General features: G+C 60.1%; 20 protein-coding genes. 12 read left to right on the top strand and 8 right to left on the bottom strand.

The window, feature by feature from the left end; all coding sequences use genetic code 11:
* Positions 1 to 24: 24 nt before the first annotated feature.
* Complete coding sequence (locus AC0IXS_RS26630) at positions 25 to 927, top strand: AraC family transcriptional regulator (protein WP_471826125.1); 903 nt, start codon at positions 25 to 27, stop codon at positions 925 to 927.
* A 27-nt stretch (positions 928 to 954) separates the two neighbouring features.
* Here AC0IXS_RS26630 and AC0IXS_RS26625 read toward each other — a convergent pair whose 3' ends face one another.
* Positions 955 to 1,836, bottom strand: coding sequence for a DUF6528 family protein (locus AC0IXS_RS26625; protein WP_471826124.1), 882 nt, complete (start codon positions 1,834 to 1,836; stop codon positions 955 to 957).
* A 36-nt stretch (positions 1,837 to 1,872) separates the two neighbouring features.
* On the bottom strand, positions 1,873 to 3,003 hold the full coding sequence (locus tag AC0IXS_RS26620) for an ROK family transcriptional regulator (RefSeq protein ID WP_057408945.1): 1,131 nt from the start codon (positions 3,001 to 3,003) through the stop codon (positions 1,873 to 1,875).
* A gap of 267 nt (positions 3,004 to 3,270) precedes the next feature.
* Here AC0IXS_RS26620 and AC0IXS_RS26615 point away from each other — a divergent pair, with 267 nt between their 5' ends.
* The 9 genes from AC0IXS_RS26615 (at position 3,271) to AC0IXS_RS26575 (ending at position 16,053) form a co-directional block, all read left to right on the top strand.
* On the top strand, positions 3,271 to 5,814 hold the full coding sequence (locus tag AC0IXS_RS26615; protein ID WP_471826122.1) for a TonB-dependent receptor: 2,544 nt from the start codon (positions 3,271 to 3,273) through the stop codon (positions 5,812 to 5,814).
* 64 nt (positions 5,815 to 5,878) lie between these two features.
* Positions 5,879 to 6,565, top strand: coding sequence for a protein TolQ (gene tolQ / locus AC0IXS_RS26610; RefSeq protein WP_471826120.1), 687 nt, complete (start codon positions 5,879 to 5,881; stop codon positions 6,563 to 6,565).
* Positions 6,562 to 7,008, top strand: a complete 447-nt coding sequence (gene tolR, locus AC0IXS_RS26605) for a protein TolR (protein WP_025993701.1) — start codon at positions 6,562 to 6,564, stop codon at positions 7,006 to 7,008. Before tolQ ends, tolR begins: the two co-directional genes overlap by 4 nt.
* The gene (locus tag AC0IXS_RS26600; protein WP_057408948.1) at positions 7,005 to 8,000 is read left to right on the top strand and encodes an energy transducer TonB; all 996 of its coding nucleotides are present in this window, start codon (positions 7,005 to 7,007) and stop codon (positions 7,998 to 8,000) included. Before tolR ends, AC0IXS_RS26600 begins: the two co-directional genes overlap by 4 nt.
* Positions 8,001 to 8,144: 144 nt before the next feature.
* Positions 8,145 to 9,386: a multidrug efflux RND transporter periplasmic adaptor subunit MexE gene (gene mexE / locus AC0IXS_RS26595; RefSeq protein WP_057408949.1), complete on the top strand. Its 1,242-nt coding sequence runs from the start codon at positions 8,145 to 8,147 to the stop codon at positions 9,384 to 9,386.
* A gap of 12 nt (positions 9,387 to 9,398) precedes the next feature.
* Positions 9,399 to 12,590, top strand: a complete 3,192-nt coding sequence (locus AC0IXS_RS26590; protein ID WP_137203117.1) for an efflux RND transporter permease subunit — start codon at positions 9,399 to 9,401, stop codon at positions 12,588 to 12,590.
* Positions 12,590 to 13,987 (top strand): efflux transporter outer membrane subunit, encoded by a 1,398-nt coding sequence (locus AC0IXS_RS26585; RefSeq protein WP_137203115.1) that lies wholly within the window; start codon positions 12,590 to 12,592, stop codon positions 13,985 to 13,987. Before AC0IXS_RS26590 ends, AC0IXS_RS26585 begins: the two co-directional genes overlap by 1 nt.
* 134 nt (positions 13,988 to 14,121) lie before the next feature.
* Positions 14,122 to 15,207, top strand: coding sequence for a tetratricopeptide repeat protein (locus AC0IXS_RS26580; RefSeq protein WP_057408951.1), 1,086 nt, complete (start codon positions 14,122 to 14,124; stop codon positions 15,205 to 15,207).
* A gap of 483 nt (positions 15,208 to 15,690) precedes the next feature.
* A complete protein-coding gene (locus AC0IXS_RS26575) occupies positions 15,691 to 16,053 on the top strand; it encodes a histone-like nucleoid-structuring protein, MvaT/MvaU family (RefSeq protein ID WP_029244583.1) in 363 nt (120 codons plus the stop codon).
* A gap of 486 nt (positions 16,054 to 16,539) precedes the next feature.
* Here the strand turns inward: AC0IXS_RS26575 and AC0IXS_RS26570 are convergent, their stop codons facing one another.
* Positions 16,540 to 17,091 (bottom strand): DUF4946 domain-containing protein, encoded by a 552-nt coding sequence (locus tag AC0IXS_RS26570; protein ID WP_057408983.1) that lies wholly within the window; start codon positions 17,089 to 17,091, stop codon positions 16,540 to 16,542.
* Positions 17,092 to 17,245: 154 nt separating this feature from the next.
* On the opposite strand from AC0IXS_RS26570, the gene gloA reads away from it, so the two are divergent.
* On the top strand, positions 17,246 to 17,767 hold the full coding sequence (gloA, locus tag AC0IXS_RS26565) for a lactoylglutathione lyase (RefSeq protein WP_057408952.1): 522 nt from the start codon (positions 17,246 to 17,248) through the stop codon (positions 17,765 to 17,767).
* Positions 17,768 to 17,831: 64 nt separating this feature from the next.
* Here gloA and ahpF read toward each other — a convergent pair whose 3' ends face one another.
* The 3 genes from ahpF to AC0IXS_RS26550 all read right to left on the bottom strand — a co-directional run bounded on the left by ahpF (position 17,832) and on the right by AC0IXS_RS26550 (position 21,151).
* Positions 17,832 to 19,394, bottom strand: a complete 1,563-nt coding sequence (gene ahpF / locus AC0IXS_RS26560; protein ID WP_057408953.1) for an alkyl hydroperoxide reductase subunit F — start codon at positions 19,392 to 19,394, stop codon at positions 17,832 to 17,834.
* A gap of 132 nt (positions 19,395 to 19,526) precedes the next feature.
* Positions 19,527 to 20,090 carry an alkyl hydroperoxide reductase subunit C gene (gene ahpC / locus AC0IXS_RS26555; protein WP_004879663.1) on the bottom strand — a complete coding sequence of 188 codons (564 nt, stop codon included), beginning with the start codon at positions 20,088 to 20,090 and terminating at the stop codon, positions 19,527 to 19,529.
* A gap of 101 nt (positions 20,091 to 20,191) precedes the next feature.
* Positions 20,192 to 21,151: a site-specific integrase gene (locus AC0IXS_RS26550; RefSeq protein WP_471826116.1), complete on the bottom strand. Its 960-nt coding sequence runs from the start codon at positions 21,149 to 21,151 to the stop codon at positions 20,192 to 20,194.
* A gap of 176 nt (positions 21,152 to 21,327) precedes the next feature.
* Between AC0IXS_RS26550 and AC0IXS_RS26545 the strand changes: the two genes are divergently transcribed.
* Positions 21,328 to 22,335: a DNA-binding protein gene (locus AC0IXS_RS26545; protein ID WP_471826115.1), complete on the top strand. Its 1,008-nt coding sequence runs from the start codon at positions 21,328 to 21,330 to the stop codon at positions 22,333 to 22,335.
* Positions 22,336 to 22,350: 15 nt separating this feature from the next.
* On the opposite strand, the gene AC0IXS_RS26540 is transcribed toward AC0IXS_RS26545, so the two are convergent.
* Positions 22,351 to 23,652 carry a hybrid sensor histidine kinase/response regulator gene (locus tag AC0IXS_RS26540; protein ID WP_471826113.1) on the bottom strand — a complete coding sequence of 434 codons (1,302 nt, stop codon included), beginning with the start codon at positions 23,650 to 23,652 and terminating at the stop codon, positions 22,351 to 22,353.
* 66 nt (positions 23,653 to 23,718) lie between these two features.
* A complete protein-coding gene (gene gorA, locus AC0IXS_RS26535) occupies positions 23,719 to 25,077 on the bottom strand; it encodes a glutathione-disulfide reductase (protein ID WP_057408957.1) in 1,359 nt (452 codons plus the stop codon).
* Positions 25,078 to 25,175: the final 98 nt, after the last annotated feature.

Raw genomic sequence — 25,175 nt, 5'->3', positions numbered from 1 at the left:
CATCACTGAGCGACCGGAGCCGCTATGGGTTCTCTTGAAAAACTGATCGACGTCATCAGCCGGCATGCAAGGACCGACGGCATGCACACCACGCCTGTCGCAGGTGTCAGCCTGGTTCGCTCGGGCGCGCCTACCGTGCCGATGCCGGTGGTCTACGAACCGACCCTCTGCCTGATCGTTCAGGGCCGTAAGCAGGTCGCGGCTGGCGCCTTGTCCTATGTGTACGATGCATCGACCTATCTGGTGGCGTCGGTGGACATGCCGGTCATGGGCTCGGTCATCGAGGCAAGCGAAGCATTGCCGTACCTGTGTCTCGTGCTGGATCTGGACATGGCCATCCTGAGCGAGCTGGCGCTTCGGCACCCGGACACCAGCGAAAGGAGCGATCTGCCGACTGCAGGCATCGAACTCAACGCGACCACGCCGGAGCTGCTCGACGCCGCAGCCAGGCTTGCCGGTCTGCTGGACACACCCCAGGATATCGACGCACTGGCACCGCTCATCATCCGAGAGATGCTGTATCGGCTGCTGAGCGAGAGCGGCAACGGCATCGTCCGGCAACTGGCCCGGGCAGACAGCCGACTGCGGCAGATTGCCAAAGCGATTGCCTGGATGCGCGAGCACTACCGACAGGGTTGCCGGATCGATGACATCGCCGAACTGGCGGGCATGAGCCGCTCTACATTTCACGCGCATTTCAAGGCCGTGACCTCAATGAGTCCGCTGGAGTTTCGCAGTCAGTTGCGATTGCAGGAAGCACGTCGTCTGATGGTGGCCGAAGCTGTGGATGCGGCCGGTGCGGGCTATCAGGTCGGCTACGAAAGCCCCTCGCAGTTCAGCCGGGACTACGTGCGCCTGTTCGGTCTGCCGCCTGCGAGGGATGCCAGCCGGTTGCGAAGCGCGGTCGAGCTGGGCGCAGGAAAATGAGCAGGCAGTCCGCAAAGCCAGGGCAGGTCAATGCACCCAGCGCACCTTGTACAGATGCAGATCCGCGACCGGCACACGCACCCCGCCGCTGCCGTCGCGCTCAGCCAGATGAAAACCAAAGGCCCACCAGCTTTGCTCCACTTCGACCCAGGCCATGCGCTCATCCATAACGCTCAATGCCTTGACCCTTGAAGCCGAGCGTAAAGGCTCGAACGTCGAAAACACACCGCTGTCCGGGCTGAACAGCCAGACGCCATCATCGGTTGTGACCGCATAACGACCATTGCCAAGCGCCGACAGGTCATGGCCATCGCGCCTTCCCGGCAACGTCCAGCGCTCAGATTCCTGCAACACGGGTGATGCGCGGTCGCCGCTCAGCGTGAAGGCCTGCAACAGGTCATGGGACAACGCAAACAGACGCTGACGCTGCTCATCCCAGACCACGCCGTGCCCCGAGGGCAGCGGCGTCTCGAACAGTGGCTTTTCGTTGCGGTACCGGTCGTAGAGTTGCAGTCGGTCGCCGTTCGGCTCAATCGACAACGCGACAGCGATCAAACCGTTGGGCAGGTACTCGGCCGAATGCGCCATCGGCGCCAGGGCCCGAAACAGAACCCGACCCGAGGTCCGATCCAGCAGAACCACGCCGCCCGTCGAAGACGTCACCAGAATGGCGCGGCCACCCTCGACCGGCTTGCATTCGTCGATATGCGACAGCAGCTTCTGGCGGTAGGCGTCCGGCAAGTCCTTCGCCTGAGCCGCACTCCAGCGCCAGATCTCGGTGGCACTCGCCGCTTGCACACGGTACTCGCGAACCTGATCGTCTCCGCAGACATACAGTCTTTCGGCCGACCGGGCGACAGTCGCTGTGGCAGTCAGCAGAAATATGAGCAGGCAGTGCAGCGTTCGCATTATTGAACCTCATAGGCCGGACATACGAAAAACCGCTTACAGGAAAAAGCAGGCCCGCAGCGGAATCAGCGCCGCGCCGCGGGCGGCGGCGTCACAGCTCTGTTGTCCCATCACCAGACTGGGCCGGGTGGCCGTGATGCCGTAACGGTCGCCGCCCCAGTATTCGACTCGCGCCATCAGGGCTTCGCCAAGCGCGACCGGCAATTGCCCGCCAAACACGATGGCCTGAGGATCTAGAATGCCGCTGAGCGAGTTGATAATGCGGTTCAGGCAAGGCATCACCCGGTCGACCCAGGCGTCGACGCCTGGCCACCGAGGGTCGAACCGCAGCGAAATGTCTTCGATGGAATCGACGTCAATGCCCTGCTCCTGAAGCATCTCCAGCAGGTAGCGCAGGGCCGGACGCACTTCCTGCTCTTCGCGCGTCAGTATCGAACTGAGTTCGCCAGCGTTTCCATTGGCACCGAAAAACGGTTTGCCCTCGATCACCAGCCCGCCACCGAAACCGTAGTTGAACCCCAGGTACACAAAGGAACGCGCCCAGCGCCCGGCACCGCAAAGGCTCTCGCCTACGGCAGCCGCGCTGACGCTGTTTTCGATCCAGACCGGCAGGCCGAAGGTTTCTTCCAGCAGTGGCTGCAGATCGATCAATGACCAGTCGCGTAACGGCTCCGGCGCGTTGATCTGCCGACGGTTGGCGACGAAATAGCCGTTGATCGAGAACCCGACGCCGATCAGGCTCGCCTTGTCCACGCCATTGCGGACACAAATCCTGTCCAGCGCCGTGCTCAACCGCTCCAGCGTGGTCTGGCGACTCAGCGGCGGAAACCGGAAGCGCACCTCCTCCACCAGTTCGCAATCCAGCGCGGTCAACGAAAGGATGGCGCAATCGGTATTGATCGCGATGCCGACGCTGAAAACGGTTCTGGCTGCCAATTGCAGGCTGGGCGAAGGCTTGCCGCGTCCTGCACCGGATGCAGGCGGCCCGGCCTGCAACAGGTCGCGCGCCAGCAGCGCACTGATGATCCGGTGCGTTGACTGCTGGGTCAGGTGGCTCAATTGACCGACACGGGACTGGCTGATACTGCCTTCACGCCGGATGACATCCAGAATGAACCGCTCGTTATCCGATACGTGAATCCCTTCATTGAGCGTGCGATTGGGCAAGAAACGTCTCCTTTGTCAGAGTGCGTGTGAGCAGGACGCATATTTTCACACTTAATGTTTAAATCTGATGACAATATTTGGATTTCGAACGTATGCAGCTGCCTGCCCAGGCAGTCCTTGAGCAAAAAGCCTTTTAAGCCCTGCCCATGAACAAGGCGCGCATCAAATCCTGATGAAATCTCCAACCGATTATAGCCAGTCATTTTTATTTAACACTTTAAGCGTAAATAAAAATCCAGACCTCTTCGGCCTCCACGAGATTTCACCATGATGACCAGAACCCGTGCCTGTTACCCGCTTGTTTCCGGCGCTGTGCTGCTTACCCTCATCACCCCTGCAGTTGCCCAGGATTCATCCGGCAAAAGCGATACGCCGGCGGCGGAAAGCGTCATGGTCACGGGGTACGTCAAACAGAATCGCGAGGAAATTCGCGCCAAACGCAACACGTCTCAGGTCGCCGACTTCATCTCGTCCGACGAACTGGGCCAGCAGCCCGACCTGAACGTGGCCGATTCCCTGCGTCGCCTCCCGGACGTGACCACCGAATTCGATGAAGACGAAGGTCGCTTCGTCTCCATACGCGGCCTGCCCTCGCGCTTCACGACGACCACCTTCGACGGCGCGATGATTCCTGATGGCTGGTTCGCGCTGGGCCGACAGACCGACCTGGAAGCCATCCCCGGCGTCGCCCTCAAACGTGTGGCGGTCTACAAGAGCCTGACGCCCGACCTGCAACCGGCAATTGCCGGGATCGTCGATTTGCAACCGATCAGCGCGTTCGATTACAGCGGCTTCCAGGCCGTTGCCGATGCCAAGGTCGGGCGCTACAGCAACATGAGCGTACCGGGCGGGCCTTCCAGCCCTTCCGCGATCATCGACGGCAGAGTCAACGACCGCTTCGGCGAGGACAAACAATTCGGCTACATGCTGGCGGGCAGCTTCTCCGACCGCAGTCGCGATCAGGAAAAGGACATCCGTACCATCAACTACAGCGCGGCCGGCACGCCGTTGGTGGACCGTCGTGATCAGGCGCAGTACACCAACCGGCTGGATCGCTGGAGTCTGCTGGGCCGCCTGGAATACAAGCCCAGCGAAAATCTTTACTCATCGCTGCTCGGCGCGCACTACAGCTACGACTCGGACGAATACCGCTACCTGAACATTCTCGAAGGTCGCTCGCCGCGCAACATCACCGATGTCAGCGGCAGTTATGCCCAGGGCCGCAATCGCTATCGCGTTGACTACTTCCCGGAAACCACGGCAACGGATCTGGCCATCTGGGATGTCGACTTCAAGCCTGCCGATCAACAGCGCCTGACCAGCAAACTCTACGCGGCCCGCAGCACCTATGAGCGCAAGGATGACGGCCAGTTTGAATTCCGCTCGGCTTACGGCTCCAATTTCGGCTACCAGTACGACCTGACGAGTCAGGACGCCGACAATCGCGACATGTCCACCATCACGCCCGCCAACCCTTCGGCGGCCGACACGCCATCGAACTATCAGTTGTTCAACATTCAGCCGGAAAAGCTGGAGCGTCAGCAGACCATCAAGGAATGGCAAGGAACCTACGGTTTCAATACCGACCCGCAGGACCGGGGACTGGGTGCCAAGGTGGGCACAAGCTGGCGACGCATGGAGGTCACTCAGGACATCGATCAACAGACCTTCCTGCCCACCAGTGCAGCCAGCCTCCCCGCCAGCTCGTTCAGCAACGCGGGCGACTACTACAAGGCAACCAACCGTTTCTTCGCTGGCAACCCCGGACTGTTTCGGCTCGATCAGGCCAACAGCACACTGCTCAGCGCCCAGAACGACCTCAATTATCAGGAAGACATTGCCGCAGGCTTCGGTCTGCTCAGGTATCGCGGCGAGCGCTTCGAAGTGCTCGGTGGCGCGCGCTATGAACACACGCGTTTCGATTCCTCGGCCTTTCAGAACAACAGCGGCACACTCAACCCCAGCAGCAACTCCGGCAGCTACGACAACGTATTGCCCTCGTTCAGCGCCTTTTACGACCTGACGCCCTCGGTGCGTCTGCGTGCGGGTTTCAGCCAGTCACTGGGTCGGCCGAATCCGGAATACGTGGTGCCGCTGAACAGCGTCAGTCAGGTGGACGGCGCTGTCAGCATCAACCGTGGCAACCCGAGCCTCAAACCCATCACGTCCAACAACTACGATCTGGCCGCCGATTACTACTTCGGCCAGGGCGCGCTGCTGTCCATGGCGCTGTTTCAGAAGGACCTGAAAAACGAAATCTTCGTCGGCAGCTCCAGCAGCACAGACAGCACGGGTATTCAGACCACGATCTCGCAACCCCTCAACACCTCGACGGCGCAGGTCCGTGGCGTGTCGATCAACCTGATCAAGGACCGCCTGGCCTTTCTGCCCGCGCCGTTCGACGGGCTGGGCTTCAAGCTCAACAGCACCTGGCTCGACGGGTCGATGAATGTGCCGATGGCTGACGGCTCGACGCGCCGGGCGAGCCAGTTGGTCGGCGCGCCCAAGCAGCAATACAACGCCACGCTGATGTACGGCATCGGCGATCTCAAGTCGCAGATCAGCTACGCCGTGGTCGGCGACCGGCGCACCAGCCTCAGCGTTCAGAACCCGCGCCAGGACAAGTTCGAAGAGCGCTATGGGCAACTGGATGCTCAGGTCAGCTACGCGCTCAACGCCAACCTGACCCTTTACACAGAAGGGCGAAACCTCACCGACCAGAAGCGCCTGATCCGCGACGCGGACAACAACCTGCTTGAGCGCAACAGCTTCGGGCAGTCCTTCTGGGTCGGCATGAAAGTCAAACTCTGACCCGCACCGCTGCCTCTCTTCTCACACATGAACACCACGGAGATACCCGTCGATGCAATCGTCCATGTCCATTGTCAGCTTGATCGAAGGCGCCAGTCCGGTTGCCCAGACCGTCATGTTTATCCTGTTGCTGGCCTCTGCGGTCAGTTGGTTACTGATCTTTCTTCGCAGCTACGATCTGCGGCGCGACAGCGGTGAACTGACCGATTTCGAGCGACGCTTTCATACAGGCACCGACCTCAACCAGTTGTACAAGGAACTGCCCGACCAGCCCGGCGGCGCAGGCAAGGTGTTTCGCGATGGCTTCCGCCACTTCTGCCAACTGACCCACGCCAACACCGATCCGACCGTGACCATGGACGCCGTGGGCAGCGCGCTGCGTCTGGCGTTGTCGCGCGAAGGCATGCGCCTGAATCGTCGCCTGGTGATCCTGGCGACCATCAGCTCGGTCAGTCCCTATATCGGCCTGTTCGGCACGGTGTGGGGAATCATGGGTTCGTTTCAGGCACTCGGGGCCACGGCGCAGGCGACGCTCGCCACCGTGGCGCCGTGGATTGCCGAAGCGCTGGTGGCCACCGCAATCGGTCTGTTTACCGCCATTCCTGCAGTGATCGCCTACAACTTCCTGTCGAAAAAGGTCGCCGACTTACAGACCCGGCTGGCAGACCTGGCCGAAGAGCTGCACACCCTGCTGCTGACCAGCCTGCATGCCCGCAGTCACCTGCACATGGCAGCGAGGGAAAGCGCATGAATCAGAAGGGCTCGTTCCACGCGGTATCACGGGGCAGGATTTCCAGCGAAATGAACGTTGTGCCGTTCATTGATGTGGTGCTGGTGCTACTGGTGATTTTCATGGTCGCCACGCCCCTGATGACTCAGGGTGTACACGTTGACCTGCCGCGCCTCGGCGCGCAGGCGATTGACGCACCGGATCACCCGCCGCTGGTTATCAGCATCGACGCCGAAGGCCTGTACTACCTCAATCGCGGCGAAGACCCGCGTGTCCAGCTGGCGCTGCCCACCGTGGGTCAGCAAGTGCACGATGCGCTCGGCGACCAGGCCAATACCGCCGTGCTGATTCGCGGCGACCGGGCTGTCAGCTACGGGCGGATCATGGAGTTGATGGGCGCCTTGCAGCAGGCCGGTGTACCCAATGTCGGGTTGATCTCACAAACTCCGGATACCGCGCCATGAAGACCGCTCTGAAACACGCGATGCACGCCGCATCCCCGCTTCCCGACATGGGCATCTCGTTCACTGCGGCCAGCAATCAATTAGCCGAATCCGGCGTGCGCTGTCGCTTCCACCCTCAAGGTAACGATGGCGCATGGAAAGTCGGGCCCGTCAGTTACCTGGCAATCAGGCCCGACCTCAGGCTGGTCGCCCCGCTACGCACGTCACCGGCAAGCGATCCTGCGCCTGCGTCGGCACGCGCGGCATTGCTGCTCATCCCTTTAGTGGTGGCCGTGCATTTTCTGGCGGCGTGGCTCGGCAGCACAGCATCTACCCCCTCGACAGCCGAGCCGGACAGGCAGACGGTGGTGATCCACACCGGACTGGCTGCGGACCCCGCCATTGCGGCCGCTGCCGCAGCAAGCGCTCGCGCTGCAGAGGCGCAACGTCAGCAGGCGGCCGAGCAACAGAAGCAGGCGGTGGCGGAACAGGCCGCCAGACAACAGGCTCAGCTTGAAGCCAGCAGGCTGGCCGAACAAGCTGATATTCAGGCGCGACAGAAACCGCCACGACAACCCCCGACCAAACCGGCACCGCATCCAGCCCCCGCTGCGCCCGCCAAAGCTTCAGCACAGGCACCGGCCAGCTCAAACTCTGCACCGGCCGCAACCGAGGCGAAACCTGCGCCGTCGGTACCCGGACCCGCCACCGATGTCGCCGCAACCGCTGGCAAACAGTACCTGCCGCTGACCAAGGCTGCGCCCGACTACCCGGCTTCAGCGCTTGAAAACGAGCTGGAAGGTGACTGCACGGTGGAGTACGACCTGATGCCCGATGGCACGACGACGGCAGCACGACTGGTCAAGGGGCAATGCGATGCGTCCCACTTCGGAGCCGCCTCGCTCAAGGCCGCCGCCGGTTTCCGCTACAGCCCGCAAGTTGCAGACGGCCACCCGGTCAAGGTCATCGGCGTGCGCAACACGTTTCGTTACCGGCTGCAGAATGCTCAGTGAGGTTGCGCAGCAGCCTGCGTAGGGCTGGCGGCGAAGATGACGTTCATCATTACGGATGATAGTAACCTTCGATTTATTCGATTCGTTAATAACACCCTGCGCGCAACAGAATCCGCCCATCCTTTACTTTCGGCGGAACTTCCCATGCCCCAGACACTCGCTCATCTGCGCTATCCCCTCACTGCCCTCGCACTGGTCGTGATCAGCGCCTGTGGTCGCGCACCTGAGGCCACTCAGGCCCCCGCAGCCGCCAAGGTCAGCGTCGCCAAGGTCCTGGAACAACCCGTCAACGAGTGGGACGAGTTCACCGGCCGCCTCGAAGCACCGGAAACCGTCGAAGTTCGTCCGCGCGTCTCCGGCCAGATTGATCAGGTGGCGTTCACCGATGGTTCGCTGGTCAAGAAAGGCGACCTGCTGTTCCAGATCGACCCGCGCCCGTTCCAGTCTGAAGTACGCCGCCTCGAAGCCCAGCTGCAGCAAGCGCGGGCCGTGGCCGTACGCAGCGACAACGAAGCCCAGCGCGGCGAGCGTTTGCGCACCAACAATGCCATTTCCGCCGAACTGGCAGACTCGCGCACCACCTCCGCGCAGGAAGCCAAGGCCGGCGTCGCCGCGATTCAGGCGCAACTGGACCTGGCTCGCCTGAACCTCAGCTTCACCCGTGTGACCGCACCTATTACCGGCCGCGTCAGCCGTGCCGAGATCACCGCCGGCAACATCGTGACGGCCGATGTCACACCGCTGACCAGCGTGGTGTCCACCGACAAGGTCTACGCCTACTTCGACGCCGATGAGCGCGTATTCCTCAAGTACACCGAACTCGCCCGCAAGGGTCAGCGCGGCCAGACCACCCCGGTTTACCTGGGCCTGTCCAACGAGAACGGCAACCCGCACCTGGGTCAGATGAACTTCGTCGACAACCAGGTCAACCCACGCACCGGCACCATTCGTGGCCGCGCGGTGTTCGACAATAGCGATGGCAGCTTCACCCCAGGCCTGTATGCACGTCTCAAACTGGTCGGCAGTGGCACCTACTCTGCCGTGCTGATCAACGATGAAGCCGTCGGCACCGACCTGGGCAAGAAGTTCGTGCTGGTGATGGACAAGGACAACAAGCCGGCCTATCGCCCGGTCGAACTGGGTCCGAAAATCGAAGGCCTGCGCATCGTGCGCAACGGTCTGGGCAAGGACGACACCATCGTCGTCAAAGGCTTGCAGCGTGTACGTCCCGGCCAGCCTGTGGACCCTGAAGTTACGCCGATGGCCAGTGCCGACACCCTCGCCCTGCTCCTCAAGCAACGTCAGGCCCTTGAAGCCAGCAACCCGCAACAGTCGGCGCCCAATGCGACCGCCAAACTCGCCAGCGCCACTGCGCCTCGCGGCTAAGGGACTCGTTCGATGAACTTCTCAAAATTCTTTATCTCGCGGCCGATCTTCGCCGCCGTGTTGTCACTGCTGATCCTGATCGCCGGTGCCATCTCGCTGTTCCAGTTGCCGATCAGTGAATACCCGGAAGTCGTGCCACCTACCGTCGTGGTACGGGCCAACTTCCCGGGCGCCAACCCCAAGGTGATCGGCGAAACCGTGGCCTCGCCACTGGAGCAGGCCATCACCGGCGTCGAGAACATGCTGTACATGTCGTCGCAGGCCACTGCCGACGGCAAGCTGACCCTGACCATCACCTTCGCGCTGGGCACCGACCTGGACAACGCCCAGGTGCAGGTGCAGAACCGTGTGACGCGTACCGAGCCCAAGCTGCCTGAAGAGGTGACGCGGATCGGTATCACGGTGGACAAGGCCTCGCCCGACCTGACCATGGTCGTGCACTTGACCTCGCCGGATAAACGCTACGACATGCTGTACCTGTCCAACTATGCCGTCCTGAACATCAAGGATGAGCTGGCGCGACTGGGCGGCGTGGGCGACGTGCAGCTGTTCGGCATGGGCGATTACTCGCTGCGGGTCTGGCTCGATCCGAACAAGACCGCTTCACGCAACCTGACCGCAACCGACGTGGTCAACGCGATCCGCGAACAGAACCGTCAGGTAGCTGCCGGCCAGCTGGGCGCGCCGCCCTCACCCAATGCCACCAGTTTCCAGATGTCGATCAACACCCAGGGCCGCCTGGTCACCGAGGAAGAGTTCGAGAACGTGGTGATCCGCGCCGGTGCCGATGGTGAAATCACGCGCCTGAAGGACGTTGCCCGTATCGAACTGGGTTCAAACCAATACGCCCTGCGCTCGCTGCTGAATAACCAGCCTGCCGTGGCATTGCCGATCTTCCAGCGTCCGGGCTCCAACGCAATCGACATCTCCAACGATGTGCGGGCCAAGATGGCCGAGCTGAAAAAAGGCTTCCCCGAGGGGATGGACTACAGCATCGTCTATGACCCGACCATCTTCGTGCGCGGCTCCATCGAGGCGGTGATCCACACCCTGTTCGAAGCACTGATTCTGGTGGTGCTGGTGGTGATCCTGTTCCTGCAGACCTGGCGCGCCTCGATCATTCCGCTGGTCGCGGTGCCGGTCTCGCTGATCGGTACATTCGCCGTGATGCACCTGTTCGGCTTCTCGCTCAACGCGCTGTCATTGTTCGGGCTGGTACTGGCGATCGGTATCGTGGTGGACGACGCCATCGTGGTGGTGGAGAACGTCGAACGTAACATCGAGCTGGGGCTCGAACCGGTCGCAGCAACGCACAAAGCCATGGCCGAAGTAACCGGGCCGATCATCGCCACGGCACTGGTGCTCTGTGCGGTGTTCGTACCTGCCGCGTTCATTTCCGGGCTGACCGGGCAGTTTTATAAACAGTTCGCGCTGACCATCGCCATCTCGACCGTGATCTCGGCGTTCAACTCGCTGACCCTGTCGCCAGCGCTGGCTGCGGTGCTGCTCAAGGCTCACGATGCGCCGAAGGACCGCTTCTCGCGCTTCCTCGACAGGATGCTGGGTGGCTGGCTGTTCCGTCCGTTCAACCGCTTCTTCGAGAAAGCCAGCCATGGCTATGTCGGCACGGTTGCACGTGTGATTCGCAGCAGCGGCATCGCCCTGCTGGTGTACGCAGGCCTGATGGTGCTGACCTGGATGGGTTTCTCCAGCACACCCACCGGTTTCGTGCCCAGCCAGGACAAGCAATACCTGGTCGCCTTCGCCCAGTTGCCGGATGCGGCCAGCCTGGACCGGACCGAAGAAGTCATCAAGCGCATGTCTGACCTGGCCCTGAAACAGCCGGGCGTGGAAAACGCGATTGCTTTCCCGGGCCTGTCGATCAACGGCTTCACCAACAGCCCGAACAACGGTGTGGTGTTCGTCGCACTCAAGCCTTTTGAAGAGCGTACAGACCCGAGCCAGTCGGCCAATGCCATCGCCGGTGCCTTGAACGGCCAGTTCGCGTCGATTCAGGAAGCCTACATGGCGATCTTCCCGCCACCTCCGGTGCAGGGTCTGGGTACCATCGGCGGCTTCCGCCTGCAGATCGAAGACCGGGGCAATCTGGGCTACGACGAGCTGTACAAGGAAACCCAGAACATCATCGCCAAGAGCCGCAGCGTGCCTGAGCTGGCCGGTCTGTTCACCAGCTACACCGTGAACGTACCGCAGGTCGATGCGTCCATCGACCGCGAAAAGGCCAAGACCCACGGCGTGGCGATCAGCGACATCTTCGACACCCTGCAGGTCTACCTGGGCTCGCTGTATGCCAACGACTTCAACCGCTTCGGTCGCACCTATCAGGTCAACGTTCAGGCTGAACAACAGTTCCGTCAGGATGCCGACCAGATCGGTCAGCTCAAGGTGCGCAACAACCTGGGTGAAATGATCCCGCTGGCGACCTTCGTCAAGGTCACCGACACCGCAGGTCCCGACCGCGTGATGCACTACAACGGCTTCATCACGGCCGAGATCAACGGCGCTGCCGGACCGGGCTACAGCTCCGGCCAGGCCCAAGCAGCTGTCGAAAAGCTGCTGAAGGAAGAGCTTCCCAATGGCATGGTCTACGAATGGACCGACCTGACCTATCAGCAGATTCTGTCGGGCAATACCGCGCTGTTCGTCTTCCCGCTCTGCGTACTGCTGGCGTTCCTGGTACTGGCCGCCCAATACGAAAGCTGGAGCCTGCCGCTGGCGGTGATCCTGATCGTGCCAATGACGCTGCTGTCGGCAATTGCCGGGGTAATGATTGCCGGTAGCGACAACAACATCTTCACCCAGATCGGCCTGATCGTACTGGTGGGACTTGCTTGCAAGAACGCGATCCTGATCGTCGAGTTCGCCAAGGACAAACAGGAAGAAGGCATGAGCCCGCTGGATGCGGTGCTGGAAGCCTGCCGCCTGCGTCTGCGCCCGATCCTGATGACCTCGTTCGCCTTCATCATGGGTGTCGTACCGCTGGTGCTGTCCAGTGGCGCCGGTGCCGAAATGCGTCATGCCATGGGTGTAGCGGTGTTCTCCGGGATGCTCGGCGTCACCTTCTTCGGCCTGCTGCTGACCCCCGTGTTCTATGTGCTGATCCGTAACTTCGTCGAGCGCCGGGAGGCCCGCAAGGCCGCACGGGCGCAGAAACTGCAAACATTGCCTGCGGAGATGCATTGATGAGCGCGCTTAAACTCTTCGTTCCGAGCCTGCTGGTTCTGGCGCTGGCGGCCTGTGCCGTCGGCCCGGACTACAAGGCGCCTGAGACCGCACCGGCGAAACTCGCCGCTGCCGCCCAGGGCAACTACGACCGTACCAAGGCCGATGCCTTGTGGTGGAAGCAGTTCGACGATCCGACCCTCGACAAACTGGTGACTCAATCACTCAATGGCAACCGGGATCTGCGCGTCGCGTTTGCCCGCCTGAAAGCGGCACGCGCCATTCGTGACGACGTGGCCAACGATGCCATGCCGGTGGTGACCAGCCGTGCCAGCAGCGATCTGGGCAAGGGTCAGCAGCCTGGCGTGACTGACCGACGGGTCAACACCGAGCGTTATGACCTGGGTCTGGACATGGCCTGGGAGCTGGACCTGTTCGGACGTATTCAGCGCCAACTGGAAGCCAGCGACGCCGACGAAGCGGCCGCACAGGCCAACCTCTATCAACTGCAAGTCACGCTGATCGCCGAGGTGGTCGACGCTTACGGGCAGTTGCGTGGCGCACAGTTACGCGAAGCCATTGCACGGGACAACCTGAAAAACCAGCAGGATTCTCAGGGTGTCACCACGCAGTTGCGTGACGCTGGTGTCGGCAATGAACTGGATGTGGTGCGCGCCGATGCACGACTCGCTGCCGTTGAAGCGACAGTGCCGCAACTGCAGGCCGAACAGAATCGTCAGCGCAACCGCATCGCCACCCTGCTGGGTGAGCGACCGGATACCCTGAGCGTGGACCTGAGCCCGACCAAATTGCCAGCCATCGCCAAGGCGCTGCCGATTGGCGATCCGACCCAGGTACTGCGCAATCGTCCGGATGTGCTGGCTGCGGAACGCCAACTGGCGGCCTCGACCGCACGCATCGGCGTGGCAACCGCTGACCTGTTCCCTCGGGTCAGCCTGAGCGGATTCCTCGGTTTTACCGCAGGACGCGGCTCGCAAATCGGCTCGTCAGCGGCCAAAGCCTGGACGCTCGGTCCAAGCATCACCTGGGCAGCCTTTGATCTGGGCAGTGTTCGGGCGCAGATCCGCAGCGCCAATGCCGATGCCGAAGGAGCGCTGGCCAACTACGAGCAGCAGGTTCTACTTGCACTGGAAGAGTCGGAAAATGCGTTCAGCGATTACGACAAGCGCCAGCAGCGACTGCTGTCCTTGATCCGCCAGAGCGAATCCAGCCGTGCCGCAGCCCGTCTGGCCAACGTTCAGTACCGTGAAGGAACGGCTGATTTCCTCGTTCTGCTGGACGCCGAGCGCGAACGTCTGGCTGCTGAAGATTCCCAGGCTCAGGCCGAGATCGAGCTGTATCGCGGGATCGTCGCCATCTACAAGGCATTGGGTGGTGGATGGCAGCCTCAGGCCTGACCGCCAAATCCGGGCCTGCCATGCCCCGCCTCTTTCAGAGGCGGGGCATTTTTTTGCACGTTCGAGTACCCTCGCCGTTTGACACTGACCAGCGACTCCACGAAGCTGCAAGCCGCCAAGCAATGGATATCGGTATGCCCGGCTCATCTCCCCAATCCGTCAATCGCCGTCGCTGGATCAGCGGCGTGATCGCTGTACTCGCCGCATTGCTGGTCGCCGCGCTGTTCTGGGGATGGCGCAATGTGCCCACGCAAAGCACGCCTGCCAATCTGGCCCACACCTACACACAGGCACTGAAGCAGGCACATGAGGGTAAGCCTGGCGCGGCGCGGGTGCTGTATCAGCAACTGGCGCGTACAGACCTTTCCGATGCGCACCGGGTCAGCCTCCTCACCGAACTGAGTAATTACCCTAGTCCGCAAGCCCTGAAGCTGATTGACGCCAGCCTCAAGGACGAGTCGGTCGAGGTACGCCAGGCGGCCATCGCCACCAGCGTCAAGCTGGTATCCAGCAGCCAGCGCAGTCTGTTGCTGGGTCCGATGCTGGACGACAAGGAGCAATCGGTCAGATTCAGCGCGACCAGCGCGCTGCTGGGCCTGTCACCCGACGACCTGGGGCTGTATTTCGCCGTGCTGCAGCAGAGCGCCGAGGCATTCCAGGAAGCCCTCGAAAGCCAGCCCGCAACCGTGGACAACCAGTTACAACTCGCCAGGCTCTACCTGCAGACCGGCGATCTCGAACCTGCACTCAAAGCCTTGCAACGTGCCACTGCTCTGGATCCCCAGAACATCGAGGCTGCGCTGGCCCACATCGAGCTGCTGGACAAGAAAGGCCAGGCCGAGAAAGCGCGCAGCCTGTTCGCCGGACTGCTGGAGCACCATCCCGACTCGGCGCTGCTGCAACATGCGCTGGGCATGTGGCTGGTAGACCATGGGCAAAGTGAGTTCGCGTTGCTCAGCCTGGCCAAGGCGTCGGAGCTTGCACCACAGAACAACGACTACCGCTACGACCTGGCTGTCGCTCTGCACGACCTGGATCAGCTTGAAGCGGCGCAGAAACAACTGGTGCAGATCGTCCAGAACGATCCGGCGAACCGTCGGGCACGCGTTCTGTTGATCCAGTACTGGAAGGAAAATGGCCAGTTGCAGAACGTACAGATCCTGCTGGCGGAGCTGGAACAGCTGAACCCTGACGACCCCGCCCTGCAGCAGGGGCTGTAAGCAAACGGGCTGAGCAGCGTCCGGCAAATAGCCATGCCGTTCGTCGCTCCAGCCCTTTTGCAGCGGTGCTTTCAGACAATTCCCCCGAATGTATGGATAACTCCTATTTGTCCGTCAGACATTTCGCTTGTCGTGCCACACAAGCGATTCGTCCGCCAGTTTCAGACGACGCCTATTATCAGAAATAACTTACACATCGCCTGCCCGGATAACACACGGCCCGCCCGCGACAAACAACTGCCGCGCACAGTTGGTTCTTGTCATTTTCAACAAGACTATTTTCTAACTCAAAAAAAAGGTGCATTATTTGCCCGCTACACAGTTGTAACTACCCTCTATCTGCGTAACGGCAAGCCAGGACGGCTTATTTTTTGCGGATAACGCGGGTATGGGGCAGTGACCGTACGAGCGGATCAGCCAAACAGTTTTGTCTTATCGCTTTATTGGGCTGGCAACAGCCATGACATTGTCGGAGTGTGTTATTTGTCCAGACTTGCCGAGTTTCGAGCAGCAGAAAAAGCCCTTCAGGAGCAGCTGGCACAGCTGGAAGCCCTGAAGAATGACGCCGGCCTGAAGAAGGAGATTGAATTCGAGCAAAAGCTCCAGGAACTGATGGGTAGCTACGGCAAAAGCCTGCGTGACATCATTGCCATCCTGGACCCGGGCAGCTCTACCTCACTGGTTGCACCCGCCGGCCCCAAGCGCCGCCGTGCACGCGTCGTAAAGGTTTATCAGAACCCGCACACCGGTGAACTGATCGAAACCAAGGGCGGCAACCACCGGGGCCTTAAAGCCTGGAAAGAGCAATACGGTGTCGATACTGTTGATTCATGGCTTCGCGCCTGATCACAACTATGCACCCGGAAGCCCTGCACTCGCAGGGCTTTTTATTAGCGGCAACGGCGGCACCGACTTATTGTCAGCGTCTGTATCAGTATCGCGCTGACGTGCAGCAGACTTGTCACCCCACCGAAGCGTATCCTCCAAACAACACTGACTGAACTGACCCGTACATATATGAACGGCCGGCATCCCCGCAAACAAAATAATGACGCCAATATTTCAGCTGACGCTCATACGATTCAGCTCACAGTTATAACTTGAAAGTTTCGAGTCATTGTTCAGCCAACAGTCAGCTTTGTAGCAGCACAGTAGTTAGTTAATGCCAAACGTTTGCGGCACTCGCAAAGCAGCGCGTGTGCATCAGGCGACGAACGCGCAAGAGGTTCACAGATTTTTCACATGCCCTGTTCCATGATGAAGACCGCTAAAGGAATAGCGCCCCATGCCCGCCTCGGCGGGCTTCTTTTTGCCTGCATAAAAGTCCTTCCCTCAAGGCTCCCCGTCCAGACGCAGGCTTTCCCGAATCTGCAATGCCTCATCCTTGTTGGCTGCGTAACCCTCTGCCGACCCGGCATACGACAACGACCATGCCTTTTCCTTGTTGGCTGCCGCTACCAGCGTCTGTGTGAGCACGTGGACGCCGTTCTGGGTGACCGTGCAGGTGGTTTCCAGCGCAGGCACGACGCTGAGCTTTGCATCGCGTACGTGAGTACAGACGCTCTGAAAACCACTTTTGGCGAAATTGACCTGAACCGCCTTGCGCATTTCCAGCAAAACGCCCTGCACATTGACTTCATGCCCAGGCGTCAGACGGGTCTGGGTCAGCTCCATGACCATCAGCGGATTACCCGACTGATCGTTTTTGACGGCACGCTGTCTGACCTGCACGGAAGGTTGAGAGGGAGCGTCCGCCGCTGCAGGCAAAGACTCCACCTCCCAGCCTGCGGGCCAGATGATCATCACGTCGGCGGCTTGCACAGGTGCACTGCATGCCAGCAGGCACAGGCTCAAGAGCGAAAATCGGCATTGCGGGAAAATCATGGTGGTCATGGCCATCGAAATGATTGACCGGAAAGTCTGAGCCTGTCGCCAGCGACTCGCAAGGGGCCAGGGCCTTTTATCCCGGCAGGCGTTTGGCACAGGCCGCCCCGCTCCGTATCATCTGGCACCATTAATACCCATGTTGGAGACACTCATGAGCCTGCAAGACCTCAATTCCACGCCAGGCGTGACCGCCGAACCCGAAGCTGCTACACAGCAATTCGTGTTCAACCACACCATGCTGCGTGTCAAAGACATCACTGCGTCGCTGGATTTCTACACCCGCGTACTGGGCTTCAGCCTGGTCGAGAAGCGCGACTTCCCGGAAGCCGAGTTCAGCCTTTACTTCCTCGCACTGACCGACAAAAAGCTGATTCCGACCGATGATGCCGCTCGTAACGAGTGGATGAAGTCGATTCCTGGCATCCTGGAACTGACCCATAACCACGGCACCGAGAATGACTCCTCGGCCGTTTATCACGACGGCAACAGCGACCCGCGCGGCTTTGGCCACATCTGCGTGTCGGTTCCGGACGTAGTCGCTGCCTGCGAACGCTTCGAGAAGCTGAACGTGAAATTTCAAAAGCGTCTGTCCGATGGCCGCATGAACAGCCTGGCGTTCATCAAGGACCCAGATGGCTACTGGGTCGAGATCATTCAGCCAACGCCGCTGTAACCCCGCGCCAGAAACGAAAAAACCCCATGATCGCTCATGGGGTTTTTTGTTAAGTAACAGCCTGTCAGGCTGGCGCGGACGTACGGATCAGGTGGTCAAAGGCACTCAGCGAAGCCTTGGCACCCTCGCCCAGAGCAATGATGATCTGCTTGTACGGCGCCACAGTCACGTCACCGGCAGCGAAAACGCCGGGGATCGAAGTCTCGCCGCGCGAATCGACCACGATCTCGCCACGAGGCGACAGCTCGATGGAGCCCTTGAGCCATTCGCTGTTAGGCAGCAGGCCGATCTGCACGAAGATACCTTCCAGCGGCACGGTGATCTCTTCACCGGTCACGCGGTTCTTGTAACGCAGGCCATTGACCTTCTGCTCGTCACCGGTCACTTCAGTGGTTTGCGCACTGGTGATGACGGTCACGTTCGGCAGACTGTGCAGCTTGCGCTGCAGAACCGCGTCAGCACGCAACTGCACGTCGAACTCCAGCAGGGTCACGTGGGACACGATGCCCGCCAGGTCGATGGCCGCTTCAACGCCGGAGTTGCCGCCGCCGATCACTGCAACGCGCTTGCCCTTGAACAGCGGACCGTCACAGTGCGGGCAGTACGCCACGCCCTTGTTGCGGTATTGCTGCTCGCCCGGAACATTCATCTCCCTCCAGCGTGCGCCGGTGGCGAGAATCACGGTCTTGGCCTTCAGGCTCGCGCCGCTGGCGAACTTCACTTCGTGCAACTCACCGGCTGCGCCCGGAATCAGCTTGTCGGCGCGCTGCAGGTTCATGATATCGACTTCGTACTGCTTGACGTGCTCTTCGAGCGCTACAGCCAGCTTCGGGCCTTCGGTGTGCTGGACCGAGATGAAGTTCTCGATGGCCATGGTGTCGAGCACCTGACCACCAAAACGCTCAGCGGCAACACCGGTACGAATGCCTTTACGTGCAGCATAAACAGCAGCTGCCGAACCGGCAGGGCCACCGCCAACCACGAGAACGTCGAACGCCTCTTTGGCATTGAGTTTCTCGGCCTGACGAGCCCCTGCACCGGTGTCGATTTTGGCCAGAATTTCTTCCAGGCCCATGCGGCCCTGACCAAACAGCTCGCCGTTCAGGTAGATGCTTGGCACCGACATGATCTTGCGATCGGTGACTTCATCCTGGAACAGCGCGCCGTCGATTGCGACGTGCTTGATGTTCGGGTTCAGCACTGCCATCAGGTTCAGCGCCTGGACAACGTCCGGGCAGTTCTGGCAGGACTGCGAGAAATAGGTTTCGAACTTGAATTCGCCTTGAAGATTGCGAACCTGCTCGATGGTTTCCGCACTGACCTTGGGTGGGTAGCCGCCGACTTGCAGCAGCGCCAGGACCAGCGAGGTGAATTCGTGGCCCATTGGAATACCAGCGAAACGCAGGCTGATATTATGGCCAGGGCTGTTCAGCGAGAACGATGGCGTGCGCGCATCGGTGCCGCTGTCATTCAAGGTGACGTCTTTGGAAACACTGATCACATCGTTGAGCAGTGCAAGCATTTCCTGAGACTTCGCGCCGTCATCAAGGGACGCGACGATCTCGATGGGGCGAGTGACCCGCTCCAGGTAAGATTTCAACTGGGCTTTAAGATTGGCGTCCAACATGTTGCGGCTTCCTTTGACAAAATGTTCAGAGAGTAGAAATAACAACGCCCAGGCGATGACCGCCCGGGCGTTTTTTGGGGCGATGCGGTTTACTTGCTCAAGAGCTCAACGCCCCTAGCCGATTCATACGACTCAGATCTTGCCGACCAGGTCCAGAGACGGAGCCAGAGTGGCCTCGCCTTCTTTCCACTTGGCTGGGCAGACTTCACCCGGGTGAGCAGCAACGTACTGAGCAGCCTTGATCTTGCGCAGCAGCTCGGAAGCGTCACGGCCTACGCCGCCATCGTTCAGCTCGACGATCTTGATCTGACCTTCAGGGTTGATCACGAAGGTACCGCGGTCAGCCAGACCGGCTTCTTCGATCAGCACGTCGAAGTTGCGCGAAATGGTCAGGGTCGGGTCGCCGATCATGGTGTACTGGATCTTGCCGATTGCAGGCGAGGTGTTGTGCCATGCAGCATGGGCGAAGTGGGTGTCAGTCGAAACGCTGTAGATTTCAACGTTCAGCTTCTGGAACTCAGCGTAGTTGTCAGCGAGGTCTTCCAGTTCGGTCGGGCAAACGAAGGTGAAGTCGGCCGGGTAGAAGAATACGACAGACCACTTGCCTTTGAAGTCGGCATCCGAAACGTCAACGAAAGAGCCGTTCTTGTAAGCAGTTGCCTTGAACGGTTTTACCTGGCTGTTGATGATAGGCATCGGTATATCTCCTGATGGGTTGTGATTTCGATGAAGTGAAGCTTACGCATGATCGATGACAAAGGCTCATTGGCAAACCTGATGTCACTGATTGCTTTTCGCTATGGAAGCGGCTTATCAATAGAAGAAACCTTCAGGCCGCTCTGGCTCTCGGGAGAGCTCAAAAATGGTGCGGCCTCAATGTAACGCATCGCGGACTTCATGTCCCTCCAGCCCACATAGGCCATCAGTGACTTGAGGTCCCAGCCGCTACGGTGCGCCCAGCTCGCGAAACCACGACGCAGCGAGTGGCTGGTGTACTGTTGCGCGGCAATCCCGGCGCGGCTCAGCGCCTGGCGCAACACAGGAATGATGCTGTTGGCGTGCAGCCCCTCCTCGCCCAGATTGCCCCAGCGATCCACGGCCCGGAATACCGGGCCACGCACCAGTGCCGAACAGTTGATCCAGTCTATATAAGCCTGAACCGGACACAGTCGCTGCAAGGCCGGCGTCTGATAGGTCCTGCCTGCGTTTTCCCGATCACCCTTGCTACGGGGCAGATAAAGGCTGATGCCCGCGCCGGAAATCGCCTTGACATCCTGAACCTGCAGACGACACAGCTCGTCGCTGCGAAATCCCCGCCAGAAGCCCAGCAGGATCAACGCCGTGTCCCGTCGACAGCGCAACAGTGCAGGCTGATCGTTACGGGCCTGCGCCTGAAGCGCTTCGACCTCAAGGCAAGTGACAACCCGCTCCAGATCATGCAACTGCAAGGGCTCGGCCTGCTTTTCCTGCGCCGGATGCAGGGCGCGAATGCCTTTGAGCACCTTGCGCACGACAGGTGAGCGCGTCGGATCGACGAACCCCTGACTGGAATGCCACTGAGACAACGCCGACAGGCGCGACTTCAAGGTATTGACCGACAGCTCACCCGCGTACTGCGCCAGATACCGCGCCACGCTCTCGCTGGTCGCCGGCAGAAATCCGCCCCACGTCACCTCGAAGTGTTCGATGGCAGCCCGATAGCTGCGGCGCGTGTTGTCTCGAGTGGCCGCTTCCAGATAACGATCGACATCATTCATGAGCAAAACCTGCATAGGTGTACCGGCCGGGAGCGTAAATCAGCGTCCACAGCTTATGACACGGGATAATACGCCAATATCCCGCGTCACTGAATTCTCATAATGACGTTATTTTTTAATCGATATAGTATGTAAATACAGGGTACATACCACAGTACGAAATCGTAGGAGCAGACATGGCACGGGGCGGCGTAAACAAGGCATTGGTGCTCAAGGCAAGGTCCGCCTTGCTCGCCCGCGGTGAAAACCCCAGCATTGATGCAGTACGTATCGAAATGGGCAATACCGGGTCGAAAACCACCATCCATCGGTATTTGAAGGAGCTTGAAGCCGCTCATTCACCTGCGCCCGATATCAATGAAGAACTGACGGAGCTGGTGGCCAACCTTGCCGACCGGTTGCAGGGACAGGCGCAGGAACGCATTGACCAGCTATGCGTGGACCACGCCGCCAAGTGCGAAACATTGCAGGAAGCGCTCTCGGCGGCGCAGAAGAAAACGGAAGATCTGAGTGAGCAGATCCAGCAGAAGGATCAGACGCTGGAGCGACAAGCCACTGCCCTGCTCGACTTGCAGGAAACTCTACTCACCGTGCGAAGTGAAAACACCCGACTGACTCAAGCCAACTCGGACCTGGATTCCCGCCTGCTGGACAAGAATGAGCAGATCCGCTCCCTTGAAGAAAAGCATCAGCATGCGCGCGATGCGCTGGAGCACTATCGCAATTCGATCCGAGAGCAGCGCGAGCACGAGCAGCAACGCCATGAAGGCCAGGTCCAGCAGTTGCAGATGGAGCTGAGACAGGCACAGCAGAGCCTGAGCATTCGCCAGGAAGACATCACCCGCCTGAACCGCGACAACGAACGATTGCTGGCAGAAGCCCGCAGCACACAGCGCGACCTGAATATTCAGAAGGACCTGACGGACAAGGCCGGCGCTCAAGCCGCAGCATCCATGAGGGAACACCAGCAAGGTCAGACCCAATGCGCCCTGCTGGAGGAAAAGGTACGAAACCTTCAGGAAGACACTGTCGACCTCAAGCAAGGCTTGAAGGATGCTCAGCAGCAGAACCGGGTGCTGGAGCTGCTGCTGATCAAAAAGGAAGTGGCGCTGGAAGCTCTGAAAGCTGCTGGCGAGCCATCTCCCAAGGTCAGTTCGACCCGGAAGAAACCGACAGCACCCTGAGGAATGAAAGGACGCTCAGTTCAGTGAGTCCGTTTCACAGGGCAGATACAAATCCACTCGCGTACCCTGTCCTTCGACGCTTTCGATCTGCACATGCCCGCCGGTCTGCTTGATGAAGCCGTAGACCATCGACAATCCCAACCCCGTCCCCTGGCCGACAGGCTTGGTGGTGAAGAACGGATCGAACACCTTATCGATCACCTCCTGACTGATACCGCAGCCATCATCCGCGACACTGAGGACAACGTACTCGCCCGGCGGCAGCGCACCCTGCGGCTTACTGATGCTTATGGCCCGAGTCAGCACCTGCAACCGACCGCCGCCCGGCATCGCATCGCGCGCATTGATGACCAGATTCAACAGGGCGTTTTCCAACTGATGCTCATCGGTGCGAATCAACCGCAAAGCCTCATCGAATTCGAAATGCAGTAAGATTCGGTCGGATAACGTGCCCTGCAGCAGTTCCTGCATGGAGCGAACCATCCGATTGACATCAACCGCACAGGTATTGAGCGCCTGACGTCTGGCGAACGTCAGCAACCGCTGGGTCAGCGCTCCGGCGCGGTTGGCGGACACAATCGCAGCATTGACGTAGCGCTCGACATCATCGAGACGACCCACTGCAACCCGGCGCCTGATGAAATCCAGCGCACCCAGCACGCCCGTCAGCATATTGTTGAAGTCGTGAGCAATGCCGCCAGTCAATTGGCCGACGGCATCCATCTTCTGCGCGTGACGCAACACCTCTTCGGCCTGCGCCCGTTCGCTGATCTCGATCTGCAGCAGCTCATTGGCACGCGCCAGTTCCTGGGTACGCTCGGCAACCCGCTGCTCCAGATTTTCGTTCAGCTCGCGCAGCGCTTCTTCGGCCCGCACCTGAGCCGTGATATCGGTGTGAGTGCCCAGCCAGTAAGTTATGTGACCCTGCTCGTCGCGCATTGGCGATGCCCGCGAGAGGAACCAGCTGAAAGCGCCGTCCCTGGAACGCAATGCAAAGGTGTCTTCCCAGATGGAGCCTGTCGCAAAGCAGTATTGCAGACGGGCCATGACGCGCTCGCGGTGCTCGGGATGAAGAACGGAACGCCAGCCCAGCGCTCGCATTGCCTCAAGCGAAGACCCGGTATACAGATACCAGCGTTCGTTGTACCACTGAACATGGCCCCGGGGATCAGCCGTCCAGGCCAGCTGGCTCATGTTGTCGGCGAGTAATCTGAATTGACGCTCGCTCTCGCGCAGCACATCGATCTGCTGCATGGAGCCCTGTTCGTGACCGGTCGAATGCAAGGGCATCACGGACGTCGGTTTTTGCCTGTTCATCGGCGGGATCCCTCCGTTGGTCTCTATCACTCCGGGACTCATCCTGAGTCCCGGACATTGCCTGATCTAGCGTTTGACCGGTGTACGCATGGTGACAAACTCTTCTGCAGCGGTCGGATGCACACCAATGGTGTCGTCGAACACCTGCTTGGTCGCGCCCGCCTTGATCGCGATCGCCAGACTCTGCACGATTTCGCCCGCATCCGGCCCCACCATATGGCAACCCAGCACGCGGTCGGTTTTGGCATCGACCACCAGCTTCATCAGGGTGCGCTCCTGATCGTCGGTCAGCGTGAGCTTCATCGGCCGGAAACGGCTTTCGAAGATCTGCACCTCATGACCTTCCTCCATCGCCGCCTCTTCGGTGAGACCCACCGTACCGATGTTGGGCAGGCTGAACACCGCCGTCGGGATATGGTTGTAATCCACAGGACGATATTGCTCCGGCTTGAACAGGCGCCGGGCCAGCGCCATGCCTTCGGCCAGCGCGACCGGGGTCAATTGCACACCACCAATGACATCGCCGATCGCCAGAATGGATGGCTCGCTGCTCTGGTAGTTTTCGTCGACTTCAATATAGCCGTGCTTGTCGAGTTTGACATTGACGCTGTCCAGCCCGAGGTTATCGAGCATCGGACGACGGCCCGTGGCGTAGAACACACAGTCGGTTTCCAGCGTGCCGCCGTCTTTCATGCTCAATTTCAGCGTGCCATCAGCCTGCTTGTCGATACGCTCGATGTCGCTGTTGAAACGGATATCCATGTGACGCTTGAGCAACTCTTCATGCAGGTGTGTGCGTACGCTGCCGTCGAACCCACGCAGGAACATCTCGCCCCGGTACACCAGCGTCGTGTCCGCGCCCAGACCGTTGAAGATGGAGGCGAACTCGACCGCAATGTAACCGCCCCCCACCACCACGATGCGCTTCGGCAATTCCTTGAGGAAGAAAGCTTCGTTCGAGGAAATGGCATGCTCGCGACCCGGCACATCAGGAATCAGAGGCCAGCCGCCAGTTGCAATCAGAATACGCTCGGCGCTGTAGATCTGGCCGTTGATCTCGACCTTTTGCGCACCCACGATCTTTGCGTGACCTTCATGCAGCGTGACGCCGCTGTCGACCAGCAACTTGCGATAGATGCCGTTGAGGCGGTTGATCTCGCGATCCTTGTTGGCGATCAGGGTCGGCCAGTCGAAACTCGCTTTGCCCAGTGACCAGCCAAAGCCTTTGGCGTGCTCGAAATCTTCGGAGAAATGCGAGCTGTAGACCATCAGCTTTTTGGGCACGCACCCGACGTTGACACAGGTCCCGCCCAGATAACGGCTTTCGGCAACCGCCACCTTCGCACCAAAACCGGCAGCAAAACGTGCCGCCCTGACGCCACCTGAACCCGCGCCAATTACAAACAGATCGAAATCGTAAGCCATCAATGTCTCCTTAGCAGGGGCACAGCATAACCGCTTGGCGGCCAGTCAGAAATGACAAAGCCACCCGAAGGTGGCCTTGACTTGAAACACGGGCAGGC

Source organism: Pseudomonas sp. AC016 (assembly GCF_979253365.1).
This window is presented reverse-complemented; position numbering and strand designations above follow the sequence as displayed.

Bases quoted from the DNA above. Each gene is read 5' to 3' on its own strand.
- AC0IXS_RS26550 (WP_471826116.1), bottom strand. From the start codon at position 21,151: ATGAATGATGTCGATCGTTATCTGGAAGCGGCCACTCGAGACAACACG.
- AC0IXS_RS26540 (WP_471826113.1), bottom strand. From the start codon at position 23,652: ATGAACAGGCAAAAACCGACGTCCGTGATGCCCTTGCATTCGACCGGT.
- gorA (WP_057408957.1), bottom strand. From the start codon at position 25,077: ATGGCTTACGATTTCGATCTGTTTGTAATTGGCGCGGGTTCAGGTGGC.
- AC0IXS_RS26625 (WP_471826124.1), bottom strand. From the start codon at position 1,836: ATGCGAACGCTGCACTGCCTGCTCATATTTCTGCTGACTGCCACAGCG.
- AC0IXS_RS26630 (WP_471826125.1), top strand. From the start codon at position 25: ATGGGTTCTCTTGAAAAACTGATCGACGTCATCAGCCGGCATGCAAGG.
- AC0IXS_RS26570 (WP_057408983.1), bottom strand. From the start codon at position 17,091: ATGATTTTCCCGCAATGCCGATTTTCGCTCTTGAGCCTGTGCCTGCTG.
- mexE (WP_057408949.1), top strand. From the start codon at position 8,145: ATGCCCCAGACACTCGCTCATCTGCGCTATCCCCTCACTGCCCTCGCA.
- tolQ (WP_471826120.1), top strand. From the start codon at position 5,879: ATGTCCATTGTCAGCTTGATCGAAGGCGCCAGTCCGGTTGCCCAGACC.
- gloA (WP_057408952.1), top strand. From the start codon at position 17,246: ATGAGCCTGCAAGACCTCAATTCCACGCCAGGCGTGACCGCCGAACCC.
- ahpC (WP_004879663.1), bottom strand. From the start codon at position 20,090: ATGCCTATCATCAACAGCCAGGTAAAACCGTTCAAGGCAACTGCTTAC.
- AC0IXS_RS26545 (WP_471826115.1), top strand. From the start codon at position 21,328: ATGGCACGGGGCGGCGTAAACAAGGCATTGGTGCTCAAGGCAAGGTCC.
- ahpF (WP_057408953.1), bottom strand. From the start codon at position 19,394: ATGTTGGACGCCAATCTTAAAGCCCAGTTGAAATCTTACCTGGAGCGG.
- AC0IXS_RS26615 (WP_471826122.1), top strand. From the start codon at position 3,271: ATGATGACCAGAACCCGTGCCTGTTACCCGCTTGTTTCCGGCGCTGTG.
- tolR (WP_025993701.1), top strand. From the start codon at position 6,562: ATGAATCAGAAGGGCTCGTTCCACGCGGTATCACGGGGCAGGATTTCC.
- AC0IXS_RS26580 (WP_057408951.1), top strand. From the start codon at position 14,122: ATGCCCGGCTCATCTCCCCAATCCGTCAATCGCCGTCGCTGGATCAGC.
- AC0IXS_RS26590 (WP_137203117.1), top strand. From the start codon at position 9,399: ATGAACTTCTCAAAATTCTTTATCTCGCGGCCGATCTTCGCCGCCGTG.
- AC0IXS_RS26600 (WP_057408948.1), top strand. From the start codon at position 7,005: ATGAAGACCGCTCTGAAACACGCGATGCACGCCGCATCCCCGCTTCCC.
- AC0IXS_RS26585 (WP_137203115.1), top strand. From the start codon at position 12,590: ATGAGCGCGCTTAAACTCTTCGTTCCGAGCCTGCTGGTTCTGGCGCTG.